Annotated in this window: 19 protein-coding genes and 1 pseudogene; 6 read left to right on the top strand and 14 right to left on the bottom strand. The window is 67.6% G+C overall.

Annotated features, from left to right (window positions below; translation table 11 throughout):
- Positions 1-223 precede the first annotated feature (223 nt).
- Both IEY68_RS23405 and IEY68_RS23400 read right to left on the bottom strand, forming a co-directional pair.
- Positions 224-1,003 carry a site-2 protease family protein gene (locus tag IEY68_RS23405; RefSeq protein WP_229718940.1) on the bottom strand — a complete coding sequence of 260 codons (780 nt, stop codon included), beginning with the start codon at positions 1,001-1,003 and terminating at the stop codon, positions 224-226.
- Positions 1,004-1,319: 316 nt separating this feature from the next.
- Entirely contained in the window at positions 1,320-1,979 is a 660-nt protein-coding gene (locus tag IEY68_RS23400) for a hypothetical protein (protein WP_062999833.1), read from the bottom strand.
- Positions 1,980-2,181: 202 nt separating this feature from the next.
- Here IEY68_RS23400 and IEY68_RS23395 point away from each other — a divergent pair, with 202 nt between their 5' ends.
- Positions 2,182-3,471 carry an adenylosuccinate synthase gene (locus tag IEY68_RS23395; RefSeq protein ID WP_062999835.1) on the top strand — a complete coding sequence of 430 codons (1,290 nt, stop codon included), beginning with the start codon at positions 2,182-2,184 and terminating at the stop codon, positions 3,469-3,471.
- Positions 3,472-3,475: 4 nt separating this feature from the next.
- Here the strand turns inward: IEY68_RS23395 and IEY68_RS23390 are convergent, their stop codons facing one another.
- Both IEY68_RS23390 and fbaA read right to left on the bottom strand, forming a co-directional pair.
- Positions 3,476-4,591 carry a BTAD domain-containing putative transcriptional regulator gene (locus IEY68_RS23390; protein WP_062999838.1) on the bottom strand — a complete coding sequence of 372 codons (1,116 nt, stop codon included), beginning with the start codon at positions 4,589-4,591 and terminating at the stop codon, positions 3,476-3,478.
- 24 nt (positions 4,592-4,615) lie between these two features.
- The gene (gene fbaA / locus IEY68_RS23385) at positions 4,616-5,650 is read right to left on the bottom strand and encodes a class II fructose-bisphosphate aldolase (protein ID WP_062999840.1); all 1,035 of its coding nucleotides are present in this window, start codon (positions 5,648-5,650) and stop codon (positions 4,616-4,618) included.
- Positions 5,651-5,859: 209 nt separating this feature from the next.
- On the opposite strand from fbaA, the gene IEY68_RS23380 reads away from it, so the two are divergent.
- Together IEY68_RS23380 and IEY68_RS23375 are read left to right on the top strand one after the other, a co-directional pair.
- Positions 5,860-6,600: a DedA family protein gene (locus IEY68_RS23380; protein WP_229718957.1), complete on the top strand. Its 741-nt coding sequence runs from the start codon at positions 5,860-5,862 to the stop codon at positions 6,598-6,600.
- A gap of 30 nt (positions 6,601-6,630) precedes the next feature.
- Positions 6,631-7,269: pseudogene (locus tag IEY68_RS23375) on the top strand (DedA family protein); the annotation flags it as partial.
- 93 nt (positions 7,270-7,362) lie between these two features.
- Here IEY68_RS23375 and IEY68_RS23370 read toward each other — a convergent pair.
- Positions 7,363-8,553: a glycoside hydrolase family 76 protein gene (locus IEY68_RS23370; protein ID WP_189094466.1), complete on the bottom strand. Its 1,191-nt coding sequence runs from the start codon at positions 8,551-8,553 to the stop codon at positions 7,363-7,365.
- 301 nt (positions 8,554-8,854) lie between these two features.
- Between IEY68_RS23370 and IEY68_RS23365 the strand changes: the two genes are divergently transcribed.
- On the top strand, positions 8,855-9,646 hold the full coding sequence (locus IEY68_RS23365; RefSeq protein ID WP_229718939.1) for a TrmH family RNA methyltransferase: 792 nt from the start codon (positions 8,855-8,857) through the stop codon (positions 9,644-9,646).
- Between the two features lie 54 nt (positions 9,647-9,700).
- Here IEY68_RS23365 and IEY68_RS23360 read toward each other — a convergent pair whose 3' ends face one another.
- The 7 genes from IEY68_RS23360 to clpB all read right to left on the bottom strand — a co-directional run bounded on the left by IEY68_RS23360 (position 9,701) and on the right by clpB (position 17,282).
- Complete coding sequence (locus IEY68_RS23360; protein WP_062999842.1) at positions 9,701-10,018, bottom strand: hypothetical protein; 318 nt, start codon at positions 10,016-10,018, stop codon at positions 9,701-9,703.
- Positions 10,019-10,041: 23 nt separating this feature from the next.
- Positions 10,042-10,776 carry a lysoplasmalogenase family protein gene (locus IEY68_RS23355; RefSeq protein ID WP_062999844.1) on the bottom strand — a complete coding sequence of 245 codons (735 nt, stop codon included), beginning with the start codon at positions 10,774-10,776 and terminating at the stop codon, positions 10,042-10,044.
- A gap of 2 nt (positions 10,777-10,778) precedes the next feature.
- Entirely contained in the window at positions 10,779-11,837 is a 1,059-nt protein-coding gene (locus tag IEY68_RS23350; protein ID WP_062999865.1) for a beta-ketoacyl-ACP synthase 3, read from the bottom strand.
- A gap of 95 nt (positions 11,838-11,932) precedes the next feature.
- Complete coding sequence (gene pyrE, locus IEY68_RS23345) at positions 11,933-12,481, bottom strand: orotate phosphoribosyltransferase (RefSeq protein ID WP_062999846.1); 549 nt, start codon at positions 12,479-12,481, stop codon at positions 11,933-11,935.
- Positions 12,482-12,613: 132 nt separating this feature from the next.
- On the bottom strand, positions 12,614-13,630 hold the full coding sequence (locus IEY68_RS23340; protein ID WP_062999848.1) for a TtfA family protein: 1,017 nt from the start codon (positions 13,628-13,630) through the stop codon (positions 12,614-12,616).
- A gap of 73 nt (positions 13,631-13,703) precedes the next feature.
- Positions 13,704-14,501, bottom strand: coding sequence for a DUF5666 domain-containing protein (locus IEY68_RS23335; RefSeq protein ID WP_062999850.1), 798 nt, complete (start codon positions 14,499-14,501; stop codon positions 13,704-13,706).
- A 189-nt stretch (positions 14,502-14,690) separates the two neighbouring features.
- Positions 14,691-17,282 (bottom strand): ATP-dependent chaperone ClpB, encoded by a 2,592-nt coding sequence (clpB, locus tag IEY68_RS23330; protein WP_062999852.1) that lies wholly within the window; start codon positions 17,280-17,282, stop codon positions 14,691-14,693.
- Positions 17,283-17,615: 333 nt separating this feature from the next.
- Between clpB and IEY68_RS23325 the strand changes: the two genes are divergently transcribed.
- The gene (locus IEY68_RS23325; protein WP_062999854.1) at positions 17,616-18,773 is read left to right on the top strand and encodes a globin domain-containing protein; all 1,158 of its coding nucleotides are present in this window, start codon (positions 17,616-17,618) and stop codon (positions 18,771-18,773) included.
- 63 nt (positions 18,774-18,836) lie between these two features.
- A complete protein-coding gene (locus tag IEY68_RS23320) occupies positions 18,837-19,619 on the top strand; it encodes an FAD-binding oxidoreductase (protein WP_062999861.1) in 783 nt (260 codons plus the stop codon).
- Positions 19,620-19,860: 241 nt separating this feature from the next.
- Here IEY68_RS23320 and IEY68_RS23315 read toward each other — a convergent pair whose 3' ends face one another.
- Complete coding sequence (locus IEY68_RS23315) at positions 19,861-20,295, bottom strand: heat shock protein transcriptional repressor HspR (RefSeq protein WP_062999892.1); 435 nt, start codon at positions 20,293-20,295, stop codon at positions 19,861-19,863.
- Between the two features lie 53 nt (positions 20,296-20,348).
- A complete protein-coding gene (gene dnaJ / locus IEY68_RS23310; RefSeq protein ID WP_062999867.1) occupies positions 20,349-21,521 on the bottom strand; it encodes a molecular chaperone DnaJ in 1,173 nt (390 codons plus the stop codon).
- Between the last annotated feature and the right edge of the window lie 57 nt (positions 21,522-21,578).

The raw sequence follows: 21,578 nt of genomic DNA, 5'->3' as shown, positions 1-21,578 counted from the left end.
CTGTGCCCGCGCGTCCGGTCTCCACTAATGTGAAACATGACCGAACCGGCCCAGGCCGGTTCGGTGGGACCCCTCCCGTGCGCCGCGTCGCCGACGGACGGCGCGCCAGCGCCGAATGTTTCGGATACCCGGACGCCGGCCCGGGCGGGGAATCCGGGCCCGTCCGGCCGGCGCCGCGCCGGGCGGGCCCTCTCGGATCACCCGCGTACCGCGTGAGCCGGGCCTACGCCCAGAATCGGGTCAGGTACCCGCCGTAGCGCGACCACTGCTCGGAAACCCCGGACAGGTCGTAGAGCGCGTACACGGCATCGAAGAAGACCTGGTTGATCGACGGTGTGAACAACAGTGCGAACAGGATGAGCATGCCGAACGGTTTGAACTGTTCCAGACCACGCCGGGTCTTGTAACTCAGCGACGGTTCCAGCACCCCGTAACCATCCAGTCCGGGTATCGGCAGCAGATTCAGCAGGGTCGCGGTCACCTGCAGGAACGCCAGGAAGCTGAGCCCGAACCAGAACGCCGAATGCTCGGTCGCGCTGCCGAACAGGCGCACCACCAGAAGTAGAACCACCGCACAGACGGCGTTCACGGCCGGACCCGCCACACTGATCAACCGCTGCGTCCGCGCCGGCACCTGATGTGTGTGCACATAGACCGCCCCGCCCGGCAAACCGATCCCGCCGAGCGCGATGAAAACCATCGGCAGCACGATCGACAGCAGCGGATGGCTGTACTTGAGCGGATTCAAGGTCAGGTACCCGCGCAACTCCACCTCGCGGTCACCGGCTCTCCAGGCGAGATAGGCATGTGAGAACTCGTGCAGACACAGGCTCACCACCCAGCCGAACACCACCAGTACAAAAACACCGGCTTTGGCCTGCACCGAATCCAGCTCGGCATTCCAGGCCAGCACCCCACCGGCCACCGCGATCGCCACCACGAGCAGAAACACCGGGCTGGGCCGCACCGCACCGCGCCGCAGCGCCGACACCCCGCCGGTCACGACCGAGCGCCGATGTTCGACCGAACGATATCGGCCTGCCGAAGTCCGGGGCGAGAAGCGAGATATCCCCCCACCGACCGCTCACCAAGCACGGACCCACCGACATCCGAACGGCGGAGGCCGAAGCGAAGACGGAGGTATCGCCCCCGGCCCACCGCCAACCGCTCACCAAGCACGGACCCACCGACATCCGAACGGCGGAGGCCGAAGCGAAGACGGAGGTATCGCCCCCGGCCCACCGCCAACCGCTCACCAAGCACGGACCCACCGACATCCGGACGGCGGAGGCCGGAGCGAAGGCGGAGGTATCGCCGCATCAGCGGACCAGCAGCCAGGGTTCGTGGTGCCGGTAGAACGTCGATCGCGGTACCACCCGATCGCTCTGCACACCGTCCCGGTTGATCACCGCGCCCGGCGTCCCGAGCTGTGCGGCACGCCCGGCGGTCCAGCGGCGGCGGCGGAAGCGGCGTGGGTAGCTCGCCCGGACTCCCGGCAACTCCAGCGTGGGGGTTACGAACATGGCCCGGACCGAGCCGGAGAACAGGCGGGTGTCGTCGACATAGGCTTCACCGGTCAGTTGGGTGCCGTCCGGACCGGTGATCTTGGCGCGTCCCACCAGGACGGTACCGGTGTCGTCGCGCACGAGCGGGGTCTGTGTGGGGGAACCCTCCAGCGCCAGCTTGGCCGCGGCGTTCCCGGTGGGCAGGTCGTGGGCCTGCGCACCGTAGGACTGATCCAGCGGCACGTAACCGACCTCCACGTGCAGCCGTTCGGTCCGCATCAGATGGGTCAGCACAGCGGCCAGCGCCGCGTCGGCGCCGAGCACGATCAGACGCGGCAGGCTGTCTGCCGCCAGCACCGGCAGCAGCTCGTCGATCAGCTCAGAACTCGGTACTGCCTCGGTCTGCACGGTCGGCTGCGCGGCCAGAGCAATGGGTACCGGTGCGTCGGCACAGCGGAGAACCTGGGTACTCAAACGCCCAACACCCTCCCTCGGACCGGTCTCTCATGAGTGTAAAGGGTGCCCCGTAGCGACCCGCGCAACGGCCCGGCCGCGGCGACCGTTCCCCGGCCGCTGCGGGGGCTCGGCTAGACTGTGCTCCCGGCTTCCTCCGCATTACGGCAGGTAGCTGCAGCACGAGGTGCGTGTTGCGCGTCGAACCGTAGGAGACACGACCATGCCGGCAATCGTCCTCATCGGCGCCCAGTGGGGTGACGAGGGCAAGGGCAAAGCCACCGATCTGCTCGGGGGCCGCGTGCAGTGGGTGGTGCGGTACCAAGGCGGTAACAACGCCGGCCATACCGTGGTGCTACCCAACGGCGACAATTTCGCGCTACACCTCATTCCGTCCGGGATCCTGACTCCCGGCGTGAAGAACGTCATCGGCAACGGTGTGGTCGTCGACCCCGGCGTGCTGCTCGACGAACTCGCCGGACTGGAGGACCGCGACGTCGATACCTCGGGCTTGCTGCTGTCCGCCGACGCGCACCTGATCATGCCGTACCACGTGGCCATCGATAAGGTCACCGAGCGATTCCTCGGCAACAACAAGATCGGCACCACCGGCCGCGGTATCGGCCCCTGCTACCAGGACAAGGTCGCGCGGGTCGGGGTACGCGTCGCCGATGTACTCGACGAGAAGATCCTCACCCAGAAGGTGGAGGCCGCGCTCGAATTCAAGAACCAGGTGCTGGTCAAGATCTACAACCGGCGCGCCCTGGACCCTCAGCAGGTGGTCGAGGAAGTGCTGGGCCAGGCCGAACAGTTCGCCCACCGCATCAGCGATACCCGGCTGGAACTGAACCTGGCCCTCGAACGCGGCGAGACCGTGCTGCTCGAAGGATCGCAGGGCACCCTGCTGGATGTGGACCACGGCACCTACCCGTACGTCACCTCGTCGAATCCGACCGCCGGTGGCGCCGCGGTCGGCGCGGGGATCGGGCCCAACCAGATCGGCACGGTGCTGGGCATCCTGAAGTGCTACACCACCCGGGTCGGTTCCGGCCCGTTCCCGACCGAACTGTTCGACGAATCGGGCGCCTACCTGGCCAAGGCAGGCGGGGAGGTCGGCGTCACCACCGGGCGGGCCCGCCGCTGCGGCTGGTTCGACGCGGTCATCGCCCGCTACGCCACCCGGGTCAACGGCATCACCGACTACTTCCTCACCAAACTCGACGTGCTCTCGAGCCTGGACCGGGTGCCGATCTGTGTGGCCTACGAAGTGGACGGCGAACGGGTCGAGCAGATGCCGACCACGCAGACCGGGTTCCATCACGCCAAACCGATCTTCGAGGAGATGCCCGGCTGGTGGGAGGACATCTCCGGTGCGCGCACCTTCGAGGAGCTGCCCGCCAACGCCCGGGCCTACGTGCTCCGGCTCGAGGAGCTGTCGGGCGCCCGGATCTCCTGTATCGGAGTCGGCCCGGGTCGCGACGAGACCATCGTCCGCCACGACATCCTCGGCTGAGGTATCAGCGGACGGCCTGGAATCCCAGCACGGTACCGCCGATCCGGATGGAATCACCGTCGGCCAGCAGCGCGGAATCGATCGGCTGCTCGTTGACGAAGACGCCGTTGGCCGAATCCAGGTCCTCGATCAGCAGCCCGGCCCGGCCCAGTTTGATCTGGGCGTGATAGCGGCTGGCCTTCGGATCGTCGAGGATCAGATCGTTATCGGTCATCCGGCCGATCCGGAAACCACCGTGGGCGACCACCACCGTCCGGCCGTCCGGCAATCGCAGCTGGCCGCTGCGCACGGTACGCGGCACCTCGGTGACCGTATCGGTCATCGCCGCGGCCATCCGCTCGACGTTCTTCATCTCGACGGTGCTCAGCGGCTCCTGGCGCAGCACCCGCCGCTCCAGTTCGACCAGGGCGGGGCCGGGGTCGATACCGAGTTCCTCGGCCAGTACCGTACGCACCCGCCGGCACGCCTCCAGCGCGTCGGCGTGCCGTTCGGACAGATACAGCGCGGTGATGAGCTGACCCCACAGCGGTTCCCGCAGTGGATGCTCGCTGGTGAGCGCGACCAGTTCGCCGATCACGGCGGTGGCCCGGCCACAGGCGATCTCCGCGTCGAAGCGCGCCGAAACCGCCAGCAACCGCTCCTCCTCCATCGCGGTGGCGAAACTGTCGGCGAAGCCGAGTCCGGTGAGATCGGACAGGGCCCGGCCGTTCCATTCGCGCAGGGCGTGGGAGAGCAACCGGGACGCCGATGCGTGATCGCCGGCGCTCGAGGCCCGGGTGCCGGCGTCGCGGGCGGCTTCGAACCGGCCCAGGTCGCAAGCCTCGTCGGCGATCTCGAGCCGGTAGCCCGAGGACTCCGTGCGCAGCACACCGGCCGGGTCGACGCCGGAGATCCGGAGCGCCTTGCGAATATTCGAGACGAATACCTGCAGGCTGGCCGCGTACGCGTCCGGCGGCTCCTCGTTCCAGACCATATCGGCCAGGGTGGACGAGGATACGGCCCGGCGGCGGTTCACCGCGAGCGCGGCCAGCAGCGCCCGCGGTTTGGGCCCGCCGACCGGTACCGGCTCACCGCCGACCAGTAATCGCACGGGCCCCAGCACGCGGAGATCGAGGGTCATCCGGCTGCACGCGGTGAGAAGGGATCAGGCACTGATGGAACGGCCCGCGGAACGCAGGTCGTCGCACGCCTGCACCACCCGCTGGGCCATCGACAGCTCGGCCTTCTTCAGGTAGCTGCGCGGATCGTAGGTCTTCTTGTTGCCGACCTCGCCGTCGATCTTCAGCACACCGTCGTAGTTGCTGAACATATGGGCGGCGATGGGCCGGGTGAAGGCGTACTGGGTATCGGTGTCGACGTTCATCTTCACCACGCCGTAGCGCAGCGAATCGTCGATCTCCGACTTCAGCGAGCCGGAACCGCCGTGGAACACGAAATCGAACGGCTGGGCGTCGCCTGCCAGACCCAGCTTGGCCGCGGCGACCCGCTGGCCTTCGGCCAGCACCTCGGGCCTGAGGACCACATTGCCCGGCTTGTACACCCCGTGCACATTGCCGAAGGTGGCGGCGAGCAGGTATTTGCCCTTCTCGCCGGAGCCGAGGGCGTCGATGGTCTTCTCGAAGTCCGCGGGCGAGGTGTAGAGCTTCTCGTTGATCTCGGCCTCGACACCGTCCTCTTCACCGCCGACGACACCGATCTCGACCTCGAGGATGATCCTGGCGGCCGCGGCGGCGGAGAGCAGTTCCTGGGCGATCGAGAGATTCTCGTCGATCGGAACGGCCGAACCGTCCCACATATGCGACTGGAACAGCGGGTTCTGTCCCGCGTCCACTCGCTGCTGCGAGATGGCGAGCAAGGGGCGGACGAACCCGTCGAGTTTGTCCTTGGGGCAGTGGTCGGTGTGCAACGCGATGGTGACGTCGTACTTCGCGGCCACCACATGGGCGAACTCGGCCAGCGCGACCGAACCGGTGACCATATCCTTCACGCCTTGGCCGGAACCGAATTCCGCCCCGCCGGTGGAGAACTGGATGATCCCGTCACTGCCCGCCTCGGCGAACCCCTTGATCGCCGCGTTGATCGTCTCCGATGATGTGCAGTTGATGGCCGGGAAGGCGAAAGAGTTCGCCTTGGCCTGACCGAGCATCTCGGCGTAGACCTCCGGAGTCGCGATCGGCACTGTGAAGACCTCCGTGTTGTGCGGCAGACGGGGATTGTCTGTTTCTGCACATACCCTAAGGCAGGCAGGTTTCATCCGGTATAAGGGGATTGTTTGCGCCGCCGCACCCTACGGTGGTCGATGTAACCGGTACTGTGGGCCGGGTGATTGCGCTGGCAGCTACCGACGCGGTGACGAGCAATCTGGCTCTGACCGAACTGCTCGACCCGATGCACCTGTTGACCGAGACCTGGCTGAAGAACGCGGTGCTACCGGCCATTCTGGTGATCGTCTTCATCGAGACCGGTCTGCTGTTCCCTCTGCTTCCCGGTGATTCGCTGCTGTTCACGGGCGGTCTGCTGGCCGCCCAGCCCAATCCTCCGGTGTCGATCTGGGTGCTGGTTCCGGCCGTCGTCTTCATCGCGTTCGCCGGTGACCAGTGCGGATACTGGATCGGCCGGGCCATCGGCCCCGCGTTGTTCAACAAGGAGGACACGCGCTTCTTCAAGAAGAGCTATGTCACCGAAACGCACGAATTCTTCGAGAAGCACGGCCCCAAAACGATCATCTTGGCCCGTTTCGTCCCGATCGTCCGGACTTTCATGCCGGTGCTGGCCGGGGTCTCCCAGATGAGCTACCGGCGCTATGTCGCGTTCGATATCGTCGGCGCCGTCGCCTGGGGCGGCGGCGTGACCGTCCTCGGATATTTCCTCGGCAATGTCGCCTTCATCCGCGACCACGTCGAGGCCATCTTCCTGCTCATCGTGTTCATCTCGATCCTGCCGGGCATCAGCGCGATCGCCAAGAAATTGCGCGGACGCAAGGCCACCGCGGGGGAGAACGACGGCCGGCTGACCTCGACCGCGGAACTTCCGGCCATGGATCTGCCCACCCAGGTCGACAGCACCATGCCCCTGCCGGTGGTGCCGAACACCAGGCCGGTCGGCGCGAACGATTCTCCCGTTCGGTAACTGGTGAGCGCCCTGGCCGTGCCCCATGCGATGGGCAGCTTCGAACCCCTGATCTCCGCCGGACCGGCGCTGGTCTGGACCGTGGTCCTCACCTTCGTCTTCCTGGAATGCGCGTTCATCCTCGGACTGTTCCTGCCCGGCGATTCGATGCTGCTCACGGCGGGAATCGTGATGGCCTCCCATGCCACCGGGGAGACCCAGGTATGGCTGCTCGCGGTGGGCGCGATGGGCGCCGCCATCGCCGGCAACCAGGTCGGCTATACGGTCGGGCGGCGTACCGGGCACCGGCTCGTCGCCCGCAAGAACGGGCGCTATATCAATACGCGCAATCTGACCCGGGTAGCCGATCTGCTGGAACGGCACGGATTCGTGGCGGTACTGATCGCGCGCTGGATCCCCTGGGTGCGCACTCTCTGCCCGATGGTGGCCGGAGCCGCCGGAATGGACCACCGTCGCTACACCGTCGCCAGCACCGTCGGCGCCATCATCTGGGCTCCGGTGCTGCTGTTGATGGGGTACTACGCCGGTGGTTTCATCCAGCAGATCTCCTGGCTCATGCCGATCGTGATCGGGTCGCTGGTGGTGGCCCTGATCGTGGGCACGATCATCGGTATCCGGCAGTATCGGCAGGAGATGTCCCAGCCGGTCGAGGATTTCGATCTCGATTCCGCCGGAGCCGACGCCGACACCATGCCGCTGCCCGGCCTCGGCCGAGCGGCTCAGGCCGGATACCACCCCGCCGACGGGCGCGACCGGTGCGAGCTACAGCCCGGCCGCGGTGACCATATGAGCGGCTTCCATGAGCATCCAACCCGAGAGCTGTACCGATAGGTCGCGCTCGGGTACCCGGGACGAGCTGACCGCGTCGTTGGAAGTGAGTCCACCGGCGCCGCCACTACCGCTGGGCAGTTGAGCGGATACGGTCCAGTCGTGGCCGAACAGCGGTTCGCCCTCGACATCGAGCCGGTTCTCCCAGGCCGCTGCCGCCGACTCCTTCACGATCCGCGCCGCTGTACGGCGGTCGGCGAGTTGTTCGTGTTCGTTTCCGGGCAGCATGACCGCGACCAGCGCGAGATAGCGGATGAGGATTCCGTTGAACAGGCCACCGTCACCGCCGCTGCCGCCGCGCACCACACCCTCGATGGTCAGATGGTCTTCTACGGCGTCCAGGAGCCGGTGTACGCGGTCGAGATGCGCGGAATCGCTGGTGTGCACCGCGAGCTCGGTCTCCAGACCCAGCACCACACCCTGGCAGTAGCTGTAGATCGGCCGTTCCAGTTCGCCGGAGGGGAGGTGGATACCGTCGAGGATCAGACCGGTCTCCGGGTCGCGCAGCGTCTCGTCGATCCAGGCCGCCATCTCGGCCGCCCGCTCGTAGCGGCCGAGCCGGGCCAGCGCGATACCGGCGGGACCGTTGGCCGGCGCGTTGTAGAAATCCGCCCCGACCCGCCAGGGGACCCCACCGCCGATCGCCGGATTCCACGCCGTGTACAGCTTCTGTTCGAGCGGGCCGAGGGCTCCCACGGCCTTCTTGTTGTCGTGGATCCGGGCCGCGCGTTCCAGGGCGATGGCCAGCCAGGCCATATCGTCGTAGTAGCGGTTGGTCCACCCGGAGATATTGCGGAGCCGGTGTGAACGGACCAGAGTCGCGACCCGTTTGCGGCGTTCGATGGTCGGCGCCCGGTTGGCGGCGTCGACGGCGCAGTCGATGAGATGGGCCTGCCACCAGTAGTGCCAGGTGAGGAAGAACCGCTCACGCCGGATCGACGGCCAGCCCACCACCCCCAGCGCGGTCCTCGGCAGCAGCCAGACCGGCCGCAGATGACGGGATACGATCGCGGCCTCGGCCCGATCGGCCCGCTGGGACCAGCGCGTCGCGGGGTCGCCCAGCGGCCTGCGCTGTTGCCCGGCCGAGCGCCGGGGAACGTCGAGATCGTCGCTGGGCGGGGTCATGAAACCCATATTGCCAGGCGAATCGGCTTTTCCGCCGCTCAATTGTTACCGACTCGACGCGGAACCGTTCGACTTCACCCGGATTCGGTCCGGACCTCGCGGAATTGCACCCGGCCAGGGCAGCGAAGGTTCGTACGAGAATCGTAAAGCGGGGTATACGCTCGGGCGTGTCGTCCGGCGGCCCGATCGCCGGAACAGGGCCAGGGATCGGACCCGGCGGTAAACACACCGCCGCACAACGATTTTCGAGCGGACTAGACCGAGCCGGATGACCCCGGTCCGCCCGCACTACGATCATCGGGTGACCAACCCAGCGCTACCGGCCGATACGTTCCCCGCCCGGCTCCCGAGCCAGACCCCGGGGGTCGCCGCGGCGCGCACCCCGGACGCGGAGCCGGTAGCGGGGCAGGAATCGGCCGACCCCGATCCGGAGCCCGAACCCGGGCCCGGCCCCACCGAATGGGGCGAGAACCCGAACGGCGCCGGTCCGTGGACGACCGAGCACGACGGACCGCCGCCGGAGGACGACCGGCTCGACCCGGTATTGCTGGCCGAAGGCGACCGCCGCAACGTCGTCGATGCCTACCGCTACTGGACCCGGGAAGCGATCGTGGCCGATATCGACCGCCGCCGCCACCCGTTCCACGTCGCCATCGAGAACTTCGGGCACGACGCGAACATCGGCACCGTGGTGCGGACCGCGAACGCGTTCGCCGCGGGCGCGGTGCATATCGTCGGCCGCCGCCGCTGGAACCGGCGCGGCGCCATGGTCACCGACCGCTACCAGCACATCACTCACCATCCGGATATCGAGGCGCTGCTGGAATTCGCGCGATCCGAGGATCTGAGTGTGGTCGCGGTGGACAATGTCCCGGGGTCGGTGCCGCTGGAAACCGTTCGGCTGCCGCGGCGTTGTCTGCTGCTGTTCGGGCAGGAGGGGCCGGGCGTCACCGAAAGCGCCCGTGACGCCGCGGTACTCACTGTCTCCATCGCGCAGTTCGGCTCCACCCGCAGTATCAACGCGGGGGTGGCGGCAGGCATCGCCATGCACACCTGGATCCGCCAGCACGCGGACCTCACCACCGCCTGGTGAACCGCGCCCAGCGCGGGTGAACCTCTGCGTACGATTCTCCGGATGGCCGGCCACTCAGCTGCTGGAACCGGACCCGATCAGTACGACGATGAAGACGATGTAGGCGATGACCGCGAGCACCCCCAGGATCAGCAGTGCCGAGCCGATGATGCCCAGGACATAACCCACCATCACATTGCTGCGGCCGCCGACGGTGCCGCCGGACGCGTCGATCTCGTTGAGCGCCCGGCGTCCCATCACCCACGCGAACGGGGCGCAGAGCTGGCAGAACATCATCCCGACGATGCCCAGGATCAGCACCGTGGTCGCTTGCGGGTGTTCGGGCGGCGGACCGTAGCCCGGGTAGCCGTATGTGGGCGGCGGGTAGCTCATGCGGGGATCGTATCGGGCCGCACCTAGGGGCGACCAGCGGAAATCCGATCGGGCCCACCGGCACCGGTCCGCCCCCGGACGTGCGCGGCCGGGTCGGTCAGCAGGAACTGCGCGGCGCCGTAGGTCGCGAGGATCACCCCTTCGATCACCCGCCGCGACCGCGCACCGCGCGCGAAGAGCCGCCGCAACACGATCAAACCGTCCGATACCGTGAACAACAGCGCGCCCACTCCCAGCCGGCTGCGCGGATCGGCGTCCGGAATGTTCAGCCCCGCAACACTGTCCGCGTCCGGGGCCAGTGCCGGATCGGATGCCAGTACGGCCGCGCTGCCCAGCGTCGCACCGTAGGCGCTCAGCGGCACCGCGAGCACCGGCGCCTCGACCCGCAGCAACACGGCGGCTCCGGCCCAGGCCAGCACCCTCGGCAAGGCGACCGGGAGCGCCGGGCGCGCACCGTAACGCCACCACAGCACCGCGTACCCGGTCTGCATCACGGCGAACGACGAGGCCCCGGCGATGAGCCGGCGGTCGTCATCGGGGTCGATGAGCAGCACATCCCCGACCGTGGCGGCGCCGAGCGAACTCAGCAGCAGCGTCCGGTCGGCGGGCGCGATATCGGCGCGACTGGTGGCGATATCGGCCGCGAGCAGCGGCATCATCAGCGGTTTGGCCACCCACTGCCACCGCTCGCGACCAGTGAGCGCACCCGCCACGGTCACCGCGGTGGCGGCGAGGAACCCGGCCCGCAGCGGACGCATCTCTACAAGCTCGACTCGGCGGGCGCCGGCGGCAGGATAACCACCTGCCCCGCGTAACTGAGCCCGGCCCCGAAGCCGAGCAGCAGCGCCAGCTGACCGCCCTTGGCCTTGCCGGTGGCCAGCATCTCCTCCATGGCCAGCGGAATCGAGGCCGCGGAGGTGTTTCCGGTGTTCTCGATATCGCCCGCCATGGGGATGTCGTCGGCCAGACCCAGGTTCTTCTTCATCAGCTCGTTGATCCGGGAATTGGCCTGGTGCGGGATGAAGACCTCGATATCTTCCTTGGACACCCCGGCCACATCGAGCGCGGTCGACAGTGCGCGCGGCAGTGTGACGGCGGCCCACCGGAAAACCCGCGGTCCCTCCATACGCAACGCCATCCGGCCCACCGGTTCCACCTTCGGATCGGTGCCCTGCAGGTCCTGTGCCCGCTGCATGTAGTCGACGAAATTGATGTCCTGTTTGATCGCTTCGGCGTTCTCGCCGTCGCTGCCCCAGACCGTCGGGGAGATCCCGTTCTCCTCGCTCGGCCCGATCACCACCGCACCAGCGCCGTCGCCGAAGATGAACGCCGTACCGCGATCGGTCGGATCGATCCCGATGGTCATGGTCTCGGCACCGATGAGCAGCACGTACTCGACGGAACCGGCGCGGATCATATCGGTGGCGACACCGAGACCGTAACCGAAACCGCCGCATCCGGAGGTGAGGTCGAAGGCGGCGATACCGTTCATCCCCAGATCACTGGCGACGATCGGGGCACCGTGCGGGGTGAGCATCGGCCAGCTGGAGGTCGCCAGGATGAGGGCGCCGATCCGCGAGGGATCCACACCGCTGTTGCGCAGCGCACGCCGGCCCGCGGCCACCGAGATGGACCGCAGCGACTCATCGCCACTGATCCAGCGCCGGTTGCGGATACCGCTGCGTTCGAAGATCCATTCATCGGTGGAGTCCAGGACCTCGCACACCTCGTCATTGCTGACCACGCGCGTCGGCCGGTAGGCACCGATGCCGAGCATTGCTACGTTGTCGTGCCCCTTCTTGCCGGCAATGCTCACCACGACTCCACGACCCTTCACTTGCAGTACTGACAGATTCTCAGGCTATCCGAGTGGGGCGAGCCGGTGAACAGCCCACCGCGATTCAGCAGCGGTGTTCAGCTCAGTTCGAGGTCTCCGAGGCTCAGGATCGAGCGGTACTCGAGGCCTTCGTCGGCGATGACCCGATCGGCGCCGGTTTCCCGATCGACCACCGTGGCCACCCCGACCACTGTCGCGCCCGCGTCGCGCAGCGCGCGAACAGCGGTCAGCGGGGAATTGCCGGTGGTCGTCGTATCCTCGACCACCAGTACTCGGCGGCCCACGATATCGGGGCCCTCGATCTGCCGTTGCATACCGTGGGTTTTCGCCGCTTTACGCACCACGAACGCGTCGATGGGCCGGCCCGGGGCGTGCATCACGGCCAGTGCGACCGGGTCGGCGCCCATGGTGAGTCCGCCTACGGCATCGAATTCCCAATCGGCGACGAGTTCGCGCAGCAATTTTCCGATCAGCGGACCGGCCCGGTGGTGCAGGGTCGCCCGGCGCAGGTCGACGTAGTAGTCGGCCTCCTTGCCCGAGGACAGCGTCACCTTGCCGTGCACGACGGCTAAATCGCGCACCAGCCCGGCCAAAGCGTCCCGGTCGGTCGTTGCCTGGTCGATCATCGGTGTCCTTCCGCCCACGTAGGCGAGTCACGGCAGTAATGTCCGGCGCATGCTGCGGCGCCCTGCGAAGCAGGATACGGGGGCGGCCCGCGCGGAGTTGTCGCAGGTCGCGCGGAGTGCGTATCGGGAAACCTACTGCGGTACCGGGCCCTGGTAGGGACGGAATCCCGGATGGAACGGACCACCGGGCTGACGCGGCTCCTGATCGTCGCCGGGAGCGGATTCGCGGCGTTCGCGCGGGCCGGAGTCGCGGTCGGGTTCCGAGCGCGTGGACCGGTTCACCGTCCGGGCGTCGGGTACCACCGCCAGGCTCGGCCGCCGCGGCGCGGCGTCCCCGGGTTCGGATCCATGCCGGCCGGGATCGTCGGGATCTTCCGGATCGTCCTGGCGATAACGGACATTGGGTGCCGGACGGCCGTAGCGACCGTCGTCCTCGTAATCGTCGTAGTCCTCGTCCCGGGCGTCGGCGTCGCGGTCGTCGTACTCCGCCGAGCGGATACGGGCACGCGGGCGCGAGGCGCCGGGCTCGGGATCCTCGGAGCGAGGCTCGGTGACCGGCGGCAGCACATGCAGCAGGCCCGACAGCCGCAGGACGGCGTCGATACCGGTCTCCCAGTCCTTGGCCGCGGTACCGACCGGAAGCATGCCGAGAGTCCAGTTGCCCTCGCTCCACAGCATCTGCACGGTATCGCCCAGGGATTCGATGAACGCGACCATCCGCTGATCGACCGCGTGCCGTGCGATTTCGGGATTGGTCGCGAACACGACGCGATCGCCGATGGCGCCGAGCAGTTCGAGATCGGCGTCCTTGGGCGGATTCATCGTCTTGAGCCGCATATCGACATCGATATCCGAACCGATCTGCCGGCGGACAGCGACCAGCGTCGCGGAATCCTCGAGATCCAGCAGTACGAACTTCTCGCCCTTGCGGATACCGGTCACCACATCGACCGCGGTGAGGTATCCGAGTTTGGCCAGCGCACCGCGCCGCCACGTCGAAGCGAGCGCCGGTTCCACCGACACATAGGTGTATCCCTGGGCTTTCGCCCACACCTGGCGCGCGTGACCGGTCCGCTGCCGCTGTCGCCGGTCGAAGTAGAGCAGCACTATCGCACCCACCAGGGTGATTGCCGCCAGCCCGAACCACATTGCCGTCATCGTCGCCTAGCCTATCGACCCGCCCGGCGTAATGCCGGGCACCCACACTGCGCGCCGCGGTTTTTCATCGTCCGCCCCCTTCGAGGGAGGTACTGATGATGACATCGGCCTGGATTGATCCGTCCGGACTCTTCTGGCCCTGCACGATCACCAGGTCGCCGGTCGGGAGAGCATCGACGGTGGTCCCGGCCAGCGAGATCACCTGAGTGGACGCGGTGGTGTGCACCGTGACCTCGTTACCGGTGAGCGTGCTGAGAGTCAGGGTACCGCCGGCGTTGGCGCTGATGGTGCCCATGGTGGTGCCGCCGGCTTCCGCGTCCCCGGTATCCGGCATATCCGGCATGTTGGGCAGGCTCGGGAAGGCGGGGCCCGAATCACCGGGATCGGCCGGCAGTCCGCGACCGGTCGGCCGGCTACTGGTCGTGGTGTCACTGGCGGTGGTGTCGGAGTCCTCGCCCCCGAAGAGCATCCCGGCGGCGATACCGGCGAGCCCGATCAGCACGATGACGGCGACCGCGACGCCGATCCACATCCCGTTCTTCTTCGGCGGCCGCGGCGGTTCCGGGGGCAGCTGCCCCGGCGGGACCTGGCCGGGCCCGTATCCACCCCACTGGTTCCCATAGCCCTGGCCCGGGTTCTCGTAGCCCTGGCTCGGATAGGTCGGCATCTCCCGGGTGGGATTCGGGCCCGGGCCCCACCCGCCGTATGGGTCGTTGCCGGGATAGGCCGTGGTCGGCTCCGCGTATCCCGCCGGGCCGTAGCCGGAGGACAGCTTCTCGGTCGCCGATTCCCCCGGCTGACCCAGGTGCTGCGTCGGATCGTCGTCCGGCCGCCTCGCCCAGGGATCGTTCGGGTTGGTCATATCACCCAGACTAAGCGCACCTCCGCCACCGCCACGGCCACCCGCGCCCACATGCGACCCCACACCCACAACACAAACCGCGGTGAACTGCGGCCGAACCGGTCCCGGGCGAGCTCGGTCGCCCGGGACCGGGGCTTGCGAGGGTGGTGAAGACGAGGTCAGCGCCGGGTTCGCGGTGACGCGGCGCGGTTACGAACCCGGCGTGACCGGAGCTACGGCGCGGTCGCGCCGGCCGACGACGAGTCCGTCCCCGTCCGGCGTCACGGAGACTTCGACCGTATCGCCGTCGGTGACCTTGCCGGACAGCAGTTCCTTGGCGAGGGTGTCGCCGATCGACTGCTGGATCAGGCGCCGCAGCGGGCGGGCACCGTACACCGGGTCGTAGCCGCGTACCGCCAGCCAGAAGCGGGCCGAATCGCTCACCTCGAGGGTCAGCCGCCGCTGCGCGAGCCGCCGCTGCAACTGGTCGAGCTGGATATCCACGACATGCGCGAGCTGGTCCTCGTCGAGGGCCTGGAACATCACCACATCGTCCAGGCGGTTCAGGAATTCCGGTTTGAACGCGGCACGGACCGCGTTCATCACGAATTCCGCGTCGGCGCCCGCACCCAGATTCGAAGTCAGGATCAGAATGGTGTTGCGGAAATCCACCGTCCGGCCCTGACCGTCGGTCAGCCGGCCCTCGTCGAGCACGGCGAGCAGGATGTCGAAGACATCGGGGTGCGCCTTCTCGATCTCGTCGAACAGCACCACGGTGTAGGGCCGCCGCCGCACCGCTTCGGTCAGCTGACCGCCCTGGTCGTAGCCGACGTATCCGGGCGGGGCGCCGACCAGGCGGGCGACCGCGTGCTTCTCGCTGTACTCGCTCATATCGATGCGGACCATCGCGCGCTCGTCGTCGAACAGGAAGTCCGCCAGCGCTTTGGCCAGTTCCGTCTTACCGACACCGGTGGGACCGACGAAAAGGAACGAGCCGGTCGGCCGGTTCGGATCCGCGACTCCGGCACGCGCCCGCCGTACCGCGTCGGACACGGCCCGCACCGCGTCGTTCTGCCCGACCACCCGGCGGGCGAGTTCGGATTCCATCCGCAGCAGTTTCTCGGTCTCGCCTTCGAGCAGCCGGCCCACCGGAATCCCGGTCCAGGCCGAGATCACCTCCGCGATATCGTCCGGACCGACCTCCTCCTTGAGCATGACCTCACCGTCCGCGGCCGCACCGGAGGCTTCCTCGGCCTCGGCGAGCTCCTTCTCCAGCGTCGGGATCCGCCCGTACCGCAGTTCGGCGGCCTTGCCCAGGTCACCGTCGCGTTCTGCGCGTTCGGATTCGCCGCGCAGTGTCTCGAGCTGCTCTTTGAGCACGCGGACCTGATCGATCGCCGTTTTTTCGTTCTGCCAGCGGGTGGTGAGCTGATTGAGCTTCTCCCGGTCGTCGGCGAGTTCGGCGCGCAGTTTCTCCAGCCGCTGTTTGGATGCCTCGTCGGTCTCCTTGGTGAGCGCCACCTCTTCGATCTCGAGCCGCCGTACCGCGCGTTCGACCTCATCGATTTCCACCGGCCGGGAGTCGATCTCCATCCGCAGCCGTGACGCCGCCTCGTCGACCAGGTCGATCGCCTTGTCGGGCAGGAACCGGGAGGTGATGTAGCGGTCCGAGAGCGCGGCCGCCGATACCAGCGCGGAGTCGGTGATCCGTACACCGTGGTGCACCTCGTAGCGCTCTTTGATACCGCGCAGGATGCCCACGGTGTCCTGCACCGAGGGTTCACCGACGATCACCTGCTGGAAGCGGCGCTCCAGCGCGGCATCCTTCTCGATGTGCTTCCGATACTCGTCGAGCGTGGTCGCGCCGACGAGCCGCAGTTCACCACGGGCGAGCATCGGTTTGATCATGTTCCCGGCGTCCATCGCCGATTCGCCGGTCGCGCCCGCACCGACGATCGTATGTAGTTCGTCGATGAAGGTGATGATCTGCCCGGCGCTGGATTTGATCTCTTCGAGTACGGCCTTGAGCCGTTCCTCGAACTCGCCGCGGTATTTCGCGCCGGCGACCATCGCGCCCAGGTCGAGCGAGATGACGGACTTACCGCGCAGTGATTCCGGTACATCGCCCGCGATGATGCGCTGGGCCAGGCCCTCGACGATCGCGGTCTTGCCGACACCCGGCTCACCGATGAGCACCGGGTTGTTCTTGGTACGCCGGGACAGCACCTGCACCACCCGGCGGATCTCGGTATCGCGTCCGATCACCGGGTCCAGTTTTCCGGCGCGTGCGGCGTCGGTGAGGTCGGTGGAGTACTTCTCCAGTGCCTGGTAGCTGCCCTCGGGGTCCGGGCTGCTGACCCGGGCGGTGCCGCGCACGGCGGTGAAGGCCTCGCGCAGCGCGGCGGCCGTGGCACCGTACTTCTCCAGCAGCATCGTCACATCGGAATCCCCGGAGGCCAGGCCGACCATCACATGCTCGGTGGAGACGTACTCGTCGCCGAGTTCGGTGGCCAGGTGCTGGGCCGCGGTGATGGCGGCCAGCGCTTCGCGGCCCAGTTGCGGGGTCGTGGTGGCGCCGGTGGCGCGTGGGAGCCGGTCGACGATGTCCTGCGCTTCGCGCCGCACCGTCGCGTAGTCGGTGCCCACTGCCTTCAGCAGGGGCGCGGCGATACCGTCGGTCTGGTCCAGCAATGCCACCAGCAGATGGGCCGGCCGGATCTCCGGGTTACCGGCGGCCGAGGCTGCCTGCAGCGCGGCAGTCAGCGCGGCCTGGGTCTTGGTGGTGGGATTGAACGAGTCCACGAAGCACCTTCCTGCTAGTCGATATCTCATCCGGCATCCGCACCGATCCCGGTGTCTCGTGCCGTTCTGCCCGATTCAACGTTCGAAAGGTTGAGTCTGTTCCGCTCAACTTTGAAAATTTCGGCGGCGACTTCCCACCACCCGGTTGCCAGAAAAGTGCTGGGTCACGGCTCACAACGACGCGTCGGTACCCGCGAACAAGATCAGCCAAACCCGGTAACCGTATTTCACACCCACCATCATCTCTTTTTTCGGGGATACTGGTCGAGTGAAGGACCGCCGGTAACGGTCGGTCCCTCCGGGTCGGAATTCAGGGAAAGGAAGCTCCACGCCGTGGATGCGCGTTCGGCAGCGCTGGTCCGCGCCAATTTCCAGTCGGTGGTCGATGCGCCGAGTGGACCCGAGCGGTTGGTCAGCGCGTTTTACGGTCACCTGTTCGCGGAGAACCCGCGGCTTCGGGAACTCTTCCCGCCCGCGATGGATATGCAGGCGAAGAGAGTGGTCACCGCTGTCCAGTACATGCTCGACCACCTCGAGGACTGGGATCGCGCCCAGAAGTTCCTCGAACAACTGGCACGCGACCACCGCAAATACGGTGTCGAGGCCTCGCACTACGACCAGGCCGGCCCGGCGCTCTACGCCGCCTTCCAGACCTACAACGGCCCGTACTGGACCAGGGAACTCGCCGAGGGATGGCGTGATGTCTGCCTGCTCATCTCCGCCGCCATGGCCATAGGCGCCAATTCCGATGATTCGCCGCCCTATTGGGAGGCCACCGTCGTCGGACACCGGCACGTCCTCGACGATCTGGCCATCGTCCGGCTCCAGTCCGACGATCCGATCCCCTATCTGGCCGGCCAGTACGTGCCCATCTCCGTCCCGCAGCGCCCGCGGATGTGGCGCTATCTCTCGCCCGCCATCCCGTCGAACCCCTACGGCGAGATCGAGTTCCACGTCCGCAAAGTACGCGGGGGATGGGTGAGCCCGTCCGTCGTCAACGAGACCAAGGTCGGCGACCGCTGGCTCATCGGCGGACCACTCGGCGGCCTGCAGGTGGACCAGGACAGCGGCCGCGATGTGCTGATGATCGGTTCGGGCACCGGCGTCGCGCCGCTGCGCGCCCAGCTGATCGAGATGGGCCGGCGCGGTATCAATCCGCGCGTGCACTTCTTCATCGGTGGGGTCTACCCGTGCGACCTGTACGACGTGGAGAACATGTGGCAGCTCTCGCAGAGCAACCCGTGGCTCACCGTCGTCCCGGTCTGCGAGCACAAGACGAATCCGTGGTGGTACCCACATCCGACCGAGGACGCACCCTACGGAATGCACCGGCGCCTGGTCGGCAACCTCGGCGCCGTGGTGGCCAGTTTCGGCGCATGGGAGGATCGGCAGATCCAGATCGCCGGTTCGGCGAAGATGATCGCCGATACCCGGCGCGCGCTGCTCGCGGTCGGCACCCCAGAGGAGATCATCAGTACCGATCCGGTCTGATCGGTGTCGGTACATCGAGCACCGGACGTCGACCGTCCGGCCCGGCCAGCGAGCGAGTGAGGTATGACCAACGACCCGAGCGTGTCCCCCGGCCATTCGTCCCAGCGGTCGTACTGGCTGGCCGATGTCGTCGAACACCACCGGCTGCGCCACGATATGGCCGTGGTCCGGTTGATCGGCGAATACGTGCCGTTCCTCGCCGGACAGTCGGTGCAGGTCGAGGTCCCGCAGTTCCCGGGGATGCGGCGCCGGTTCTCCCCCGCGCTGCCACCCTCGCTGGACGGCAAGCTCGAATTCCATGTGCGGACAGTGGCGGGCGGCTGGTGCAGCGGTGGGATCGTCGCCGATACCGCGGTCGGAGATCGTTGGAAACTCTCGCTGCCCGAAGGCATGTTCACCGTGGACCCCGACGGCGACGAAGTGGTGATGATCGCCGGCGGTACCGGCCTGGCCCCACTGCGCGCCCAGATCCTGGATCTGGCCCGGCAGCCGGACCCGCCCACCACCTACCTGTTCTTCGGCGGCTCCGCACCGCGTGACCTGTACGCCGCCGATATGCTCGCCCTGCTGGCCGCCGACCTGCCGTGGCTCACCGTGGTACCGGTGGTGGAGCGGCTCGACGACCCGTCCTGGCCCGATAAATGGTACGAAAGCCACCGGGTGGACATAGGTTTCGACGAGGACGACCTACTGCAGGGCACCCTCGCCGAAGTGGTCGGCTCCTACGGTTCGTTCAACCGGCACCAGGTCCTGGTCTGCGGTTCGCCCGCGATGACCAGGTCCACCGTGGAACGGCTGCTAGACGCGGGCACCCCGGCCGAGCGGATCCAGTTCGAAGGAGCCTGAACCGGCGGCGGTCGATAGAGCCGGAGTCAAGAGGCCCTCGACCGCGGCCCCGGAGGCGCCGCCATCAACGCAACCGGGATCACAAGGCCCCGACCGCGGCGCCATCAACACGGTCGGGCCCGCCCCGGTTCTGGAGCGACAGAGCGAAGGAGCGCAGCGACTGAGCGGCGGAGTGAAGAACCGGGGTTAATAGGGCCCGACCCGCGACGCCGGAGGCGGCGCCATCAACACAGCGAAGCCGTCAACGCTGCCGCCGGTGACGCGGCTGCCACACCACCAGCGCGGTATTGCGCTGCGGCGGGATCAGTTCCGGCCGGTAATCCGGCCGGGCCCGCTCCCGCTCCAGCGCCGCGGTCAGTTCCACCAGCCGCTGCTGGAGTTCGGTCACCTGATTGGTGAGTTCGATGATCCGTTTGATCCCGGCGAGATTGACACCCTCGTCCTGGGACAGCCGCTGCACCTCGCGCAGCAACTCGACGTCCCGTTCCGAATAACGCCGCCCGCCGCCCGAGGTACGCTGCGGCGTCACCAGCCCCAGCCGGTCATAGGTGCGCAGGGTCTGCGCGTGCATACCGGCCAGCTGAGCGGCAACCGAGATCACGAAGTATTCGGTGCTGGATTGACGCCCTTCCCGAGGCCCTACGTGGTCATGCTGCGCGGCCGCCTCCGGGCCCATCGCTCGGGCCGCTGGGCCGGCGGACCCCCCCTCGGGCGCCCGTTTCGGATCCATCACGCACCTGCCCATCCCGCTCTCGGATCGAACCCGCTGGACTTCTCCGCCTCCTGCAGCGCGCGCAGCGCCGCGACGGCATCGTCGTCCAGCTTCGGCGGCACGGCGACCTTCACGGTGACCAGCAGATCACCGGCTCCGCCACCACGTTTGGGCACTCCGCGGCCGCGTACCCGCAGGATGCGGCCGTCCGCGGTACCCGGTGGCACCTTCACGCCGACCCGGCCCTCCAGAGTGGGCACCGATACGGTCGTACCGAGCACCAATTCACTGTAACTGACCGGTAGTGCCAAGGTCAGGTCGTCACCGGTCCGGCCGAACACCTTGTCCTGGCTGACGTGCACCGTGACGAACAGATCACCCGAGGGCGCGCCCCGCAGGCCCGCCTCACCCTGTCCGGCGAGCCGGATTCGTTGCCCGTCCGCGATACCCGGTGGGATGCGGACGTTGATGGTGCGGGTGCGATTCTGGGTACCGCTGCCGTGACAGTCCACGCAAGGGTCGTCGATGATCGACCCGGTGCCGCGGCATTCGTCGCACGGCTCACTGAATCCGAACGCGCCCTGGTTACGGCTCACCACGCCACTGCCGTTGCAGATCGGGCACACCCGCGGGCTGGTACCCGGTTTGGCGCCGCTGCCGTGACAGGTGGTGCACGGTGACGGGCTGGTCAGATACAGCGGCACTGTGACACCCTTGGCCGCCTCGCGGAATCCGAGGGTCGTCTCGGCCTCCACATCGGCACCCCGCCGGGGCCGGCTGCCGGTACGCGTGGCACCACCGCCCCGGTTGAACAGGCCGCCGAACAGATCACCGAGCCCACCGTCGGCGCCACCGCCGCCGGCCTGGCCGAAGATATCGCCCAGATCGAAACTCTGCGAGAATCCGCCGCCGGCACCCGGGGTGAAACCACCGCCCCGGCCGTACCCACCGCCGGAGAACAGGCGCCGGGTCTCGTCGTATTCGGCGCGTTTGGCCGGATCCGACAGCACGGTGTGCGCCTCGCTGACCGCCTTGAACCGTTCTTCGGCCTTGGGGTCACCGGGGTTGGCGTCCGGATGCAGATCACGGGCGAGTTTGCGATACGCCTTCTTGATCTCTTCGGTGGAGGCGCTGGAGGCGATACCCAGCTCCTTGTAGAAGTCCTTCTCGATCCACTCCCGCTGGCTCACCGGGCATCTCCTCCTCTCGGTCCTGTTCCGCGGCCCTTGTGGGCCTCTGTGCTGTCG

It is taken from the genome of Nocardia jinanensis (assembly GCF_014645735.1).
Taxonomy (GTDB): domain Bacteria; phylum Actinomycetota; class Actinomycetes; order Mycobacteriales; family Mycobacteriaceae; genus Nocardia; species Nocardia jinanensis.
The sequence above is the reverse complement of the archived record's forward strand: the minus strand, read 5'-3'. Positions and strand labels throughout refer to the sequence as shown.

Coding starts and splice junctions, on each gene's coding strand:
- IEY68_RS23370 (WP_189094466.1), bottom strand. CDS start 8,553: ATGACCCCGCCCAGCGACGATCTCGACGTTCCCCGGCGCTCGGCCGGG.
- IEY68_RS23355 (WP_062999844.1), bottom strand. CDS start 10,776: ATGCGTCCGCTGCGGGCCGGGTTCCTCGCCGCCACCGCGGTGACCGTG.
- IEY68_RS23315 (WP_062999892.1), bottom strand. CDS start 20,295: ATGGGCCCGGAGGCGGCCGCGCAGCATGACCACGTAGGGCCTCGGGAA.
- IEY68_RS23360 (WP_062999842.1), bottom strand. CDS start 10,018: ATGAGCTACCCGCCGCCCACATACGGCTACCCGGGCTACGGTCCGCCG.
- IEY68_RS23335 (WP_062999850.1), bottom strand. CDS start 14,501: ATGACCAACCCGAACGATCCCTGGGCGAGGCGGCCGGACGACGATCCG.
- IEY68_RS23320 (WP_062999861.1), top strand. CDS start 18,837: ATGACCAACGACCCGAGCGTGTCCCCCGGCCATTCGTCCCAGCGGTCG.
- pyrE (WP_062999846.1), bottom strand. CDS start 12,481: ATGATCGACCAGGCAACGACCGACCGGGACGCTTTGGCCGGGCTGGTG.
- IEY68_RS23380 (WP_229718957.1), top strand. CDS start 5,860: ATGCACCTGTTGACCGAGACCTGGCTGAAGAACGCGGTGCTACCGGCC.
- IEY68_RS23390 (WP_062999838.1), bottom strand. CDS start 4,591: ATGACCCTCGATCTCCGCGTGCTGGGGCCCGTGCGATTACTGGTCGGC.
- IEY68_RS23340 (WP_062999848.1), bottom strand. CDS start 13,630: ATGTGGTTCGGGCTGGCGGCAATCACCCTGGTGGGTGCGATAGTGCTG.
- IEY68_RS23395 (WP_062999835.1), top strand. CDS start 2,182: ATGCCGGCAATCGTCCTCATCGGCGCCCAGTGGGGTGACGAGGGCAAG.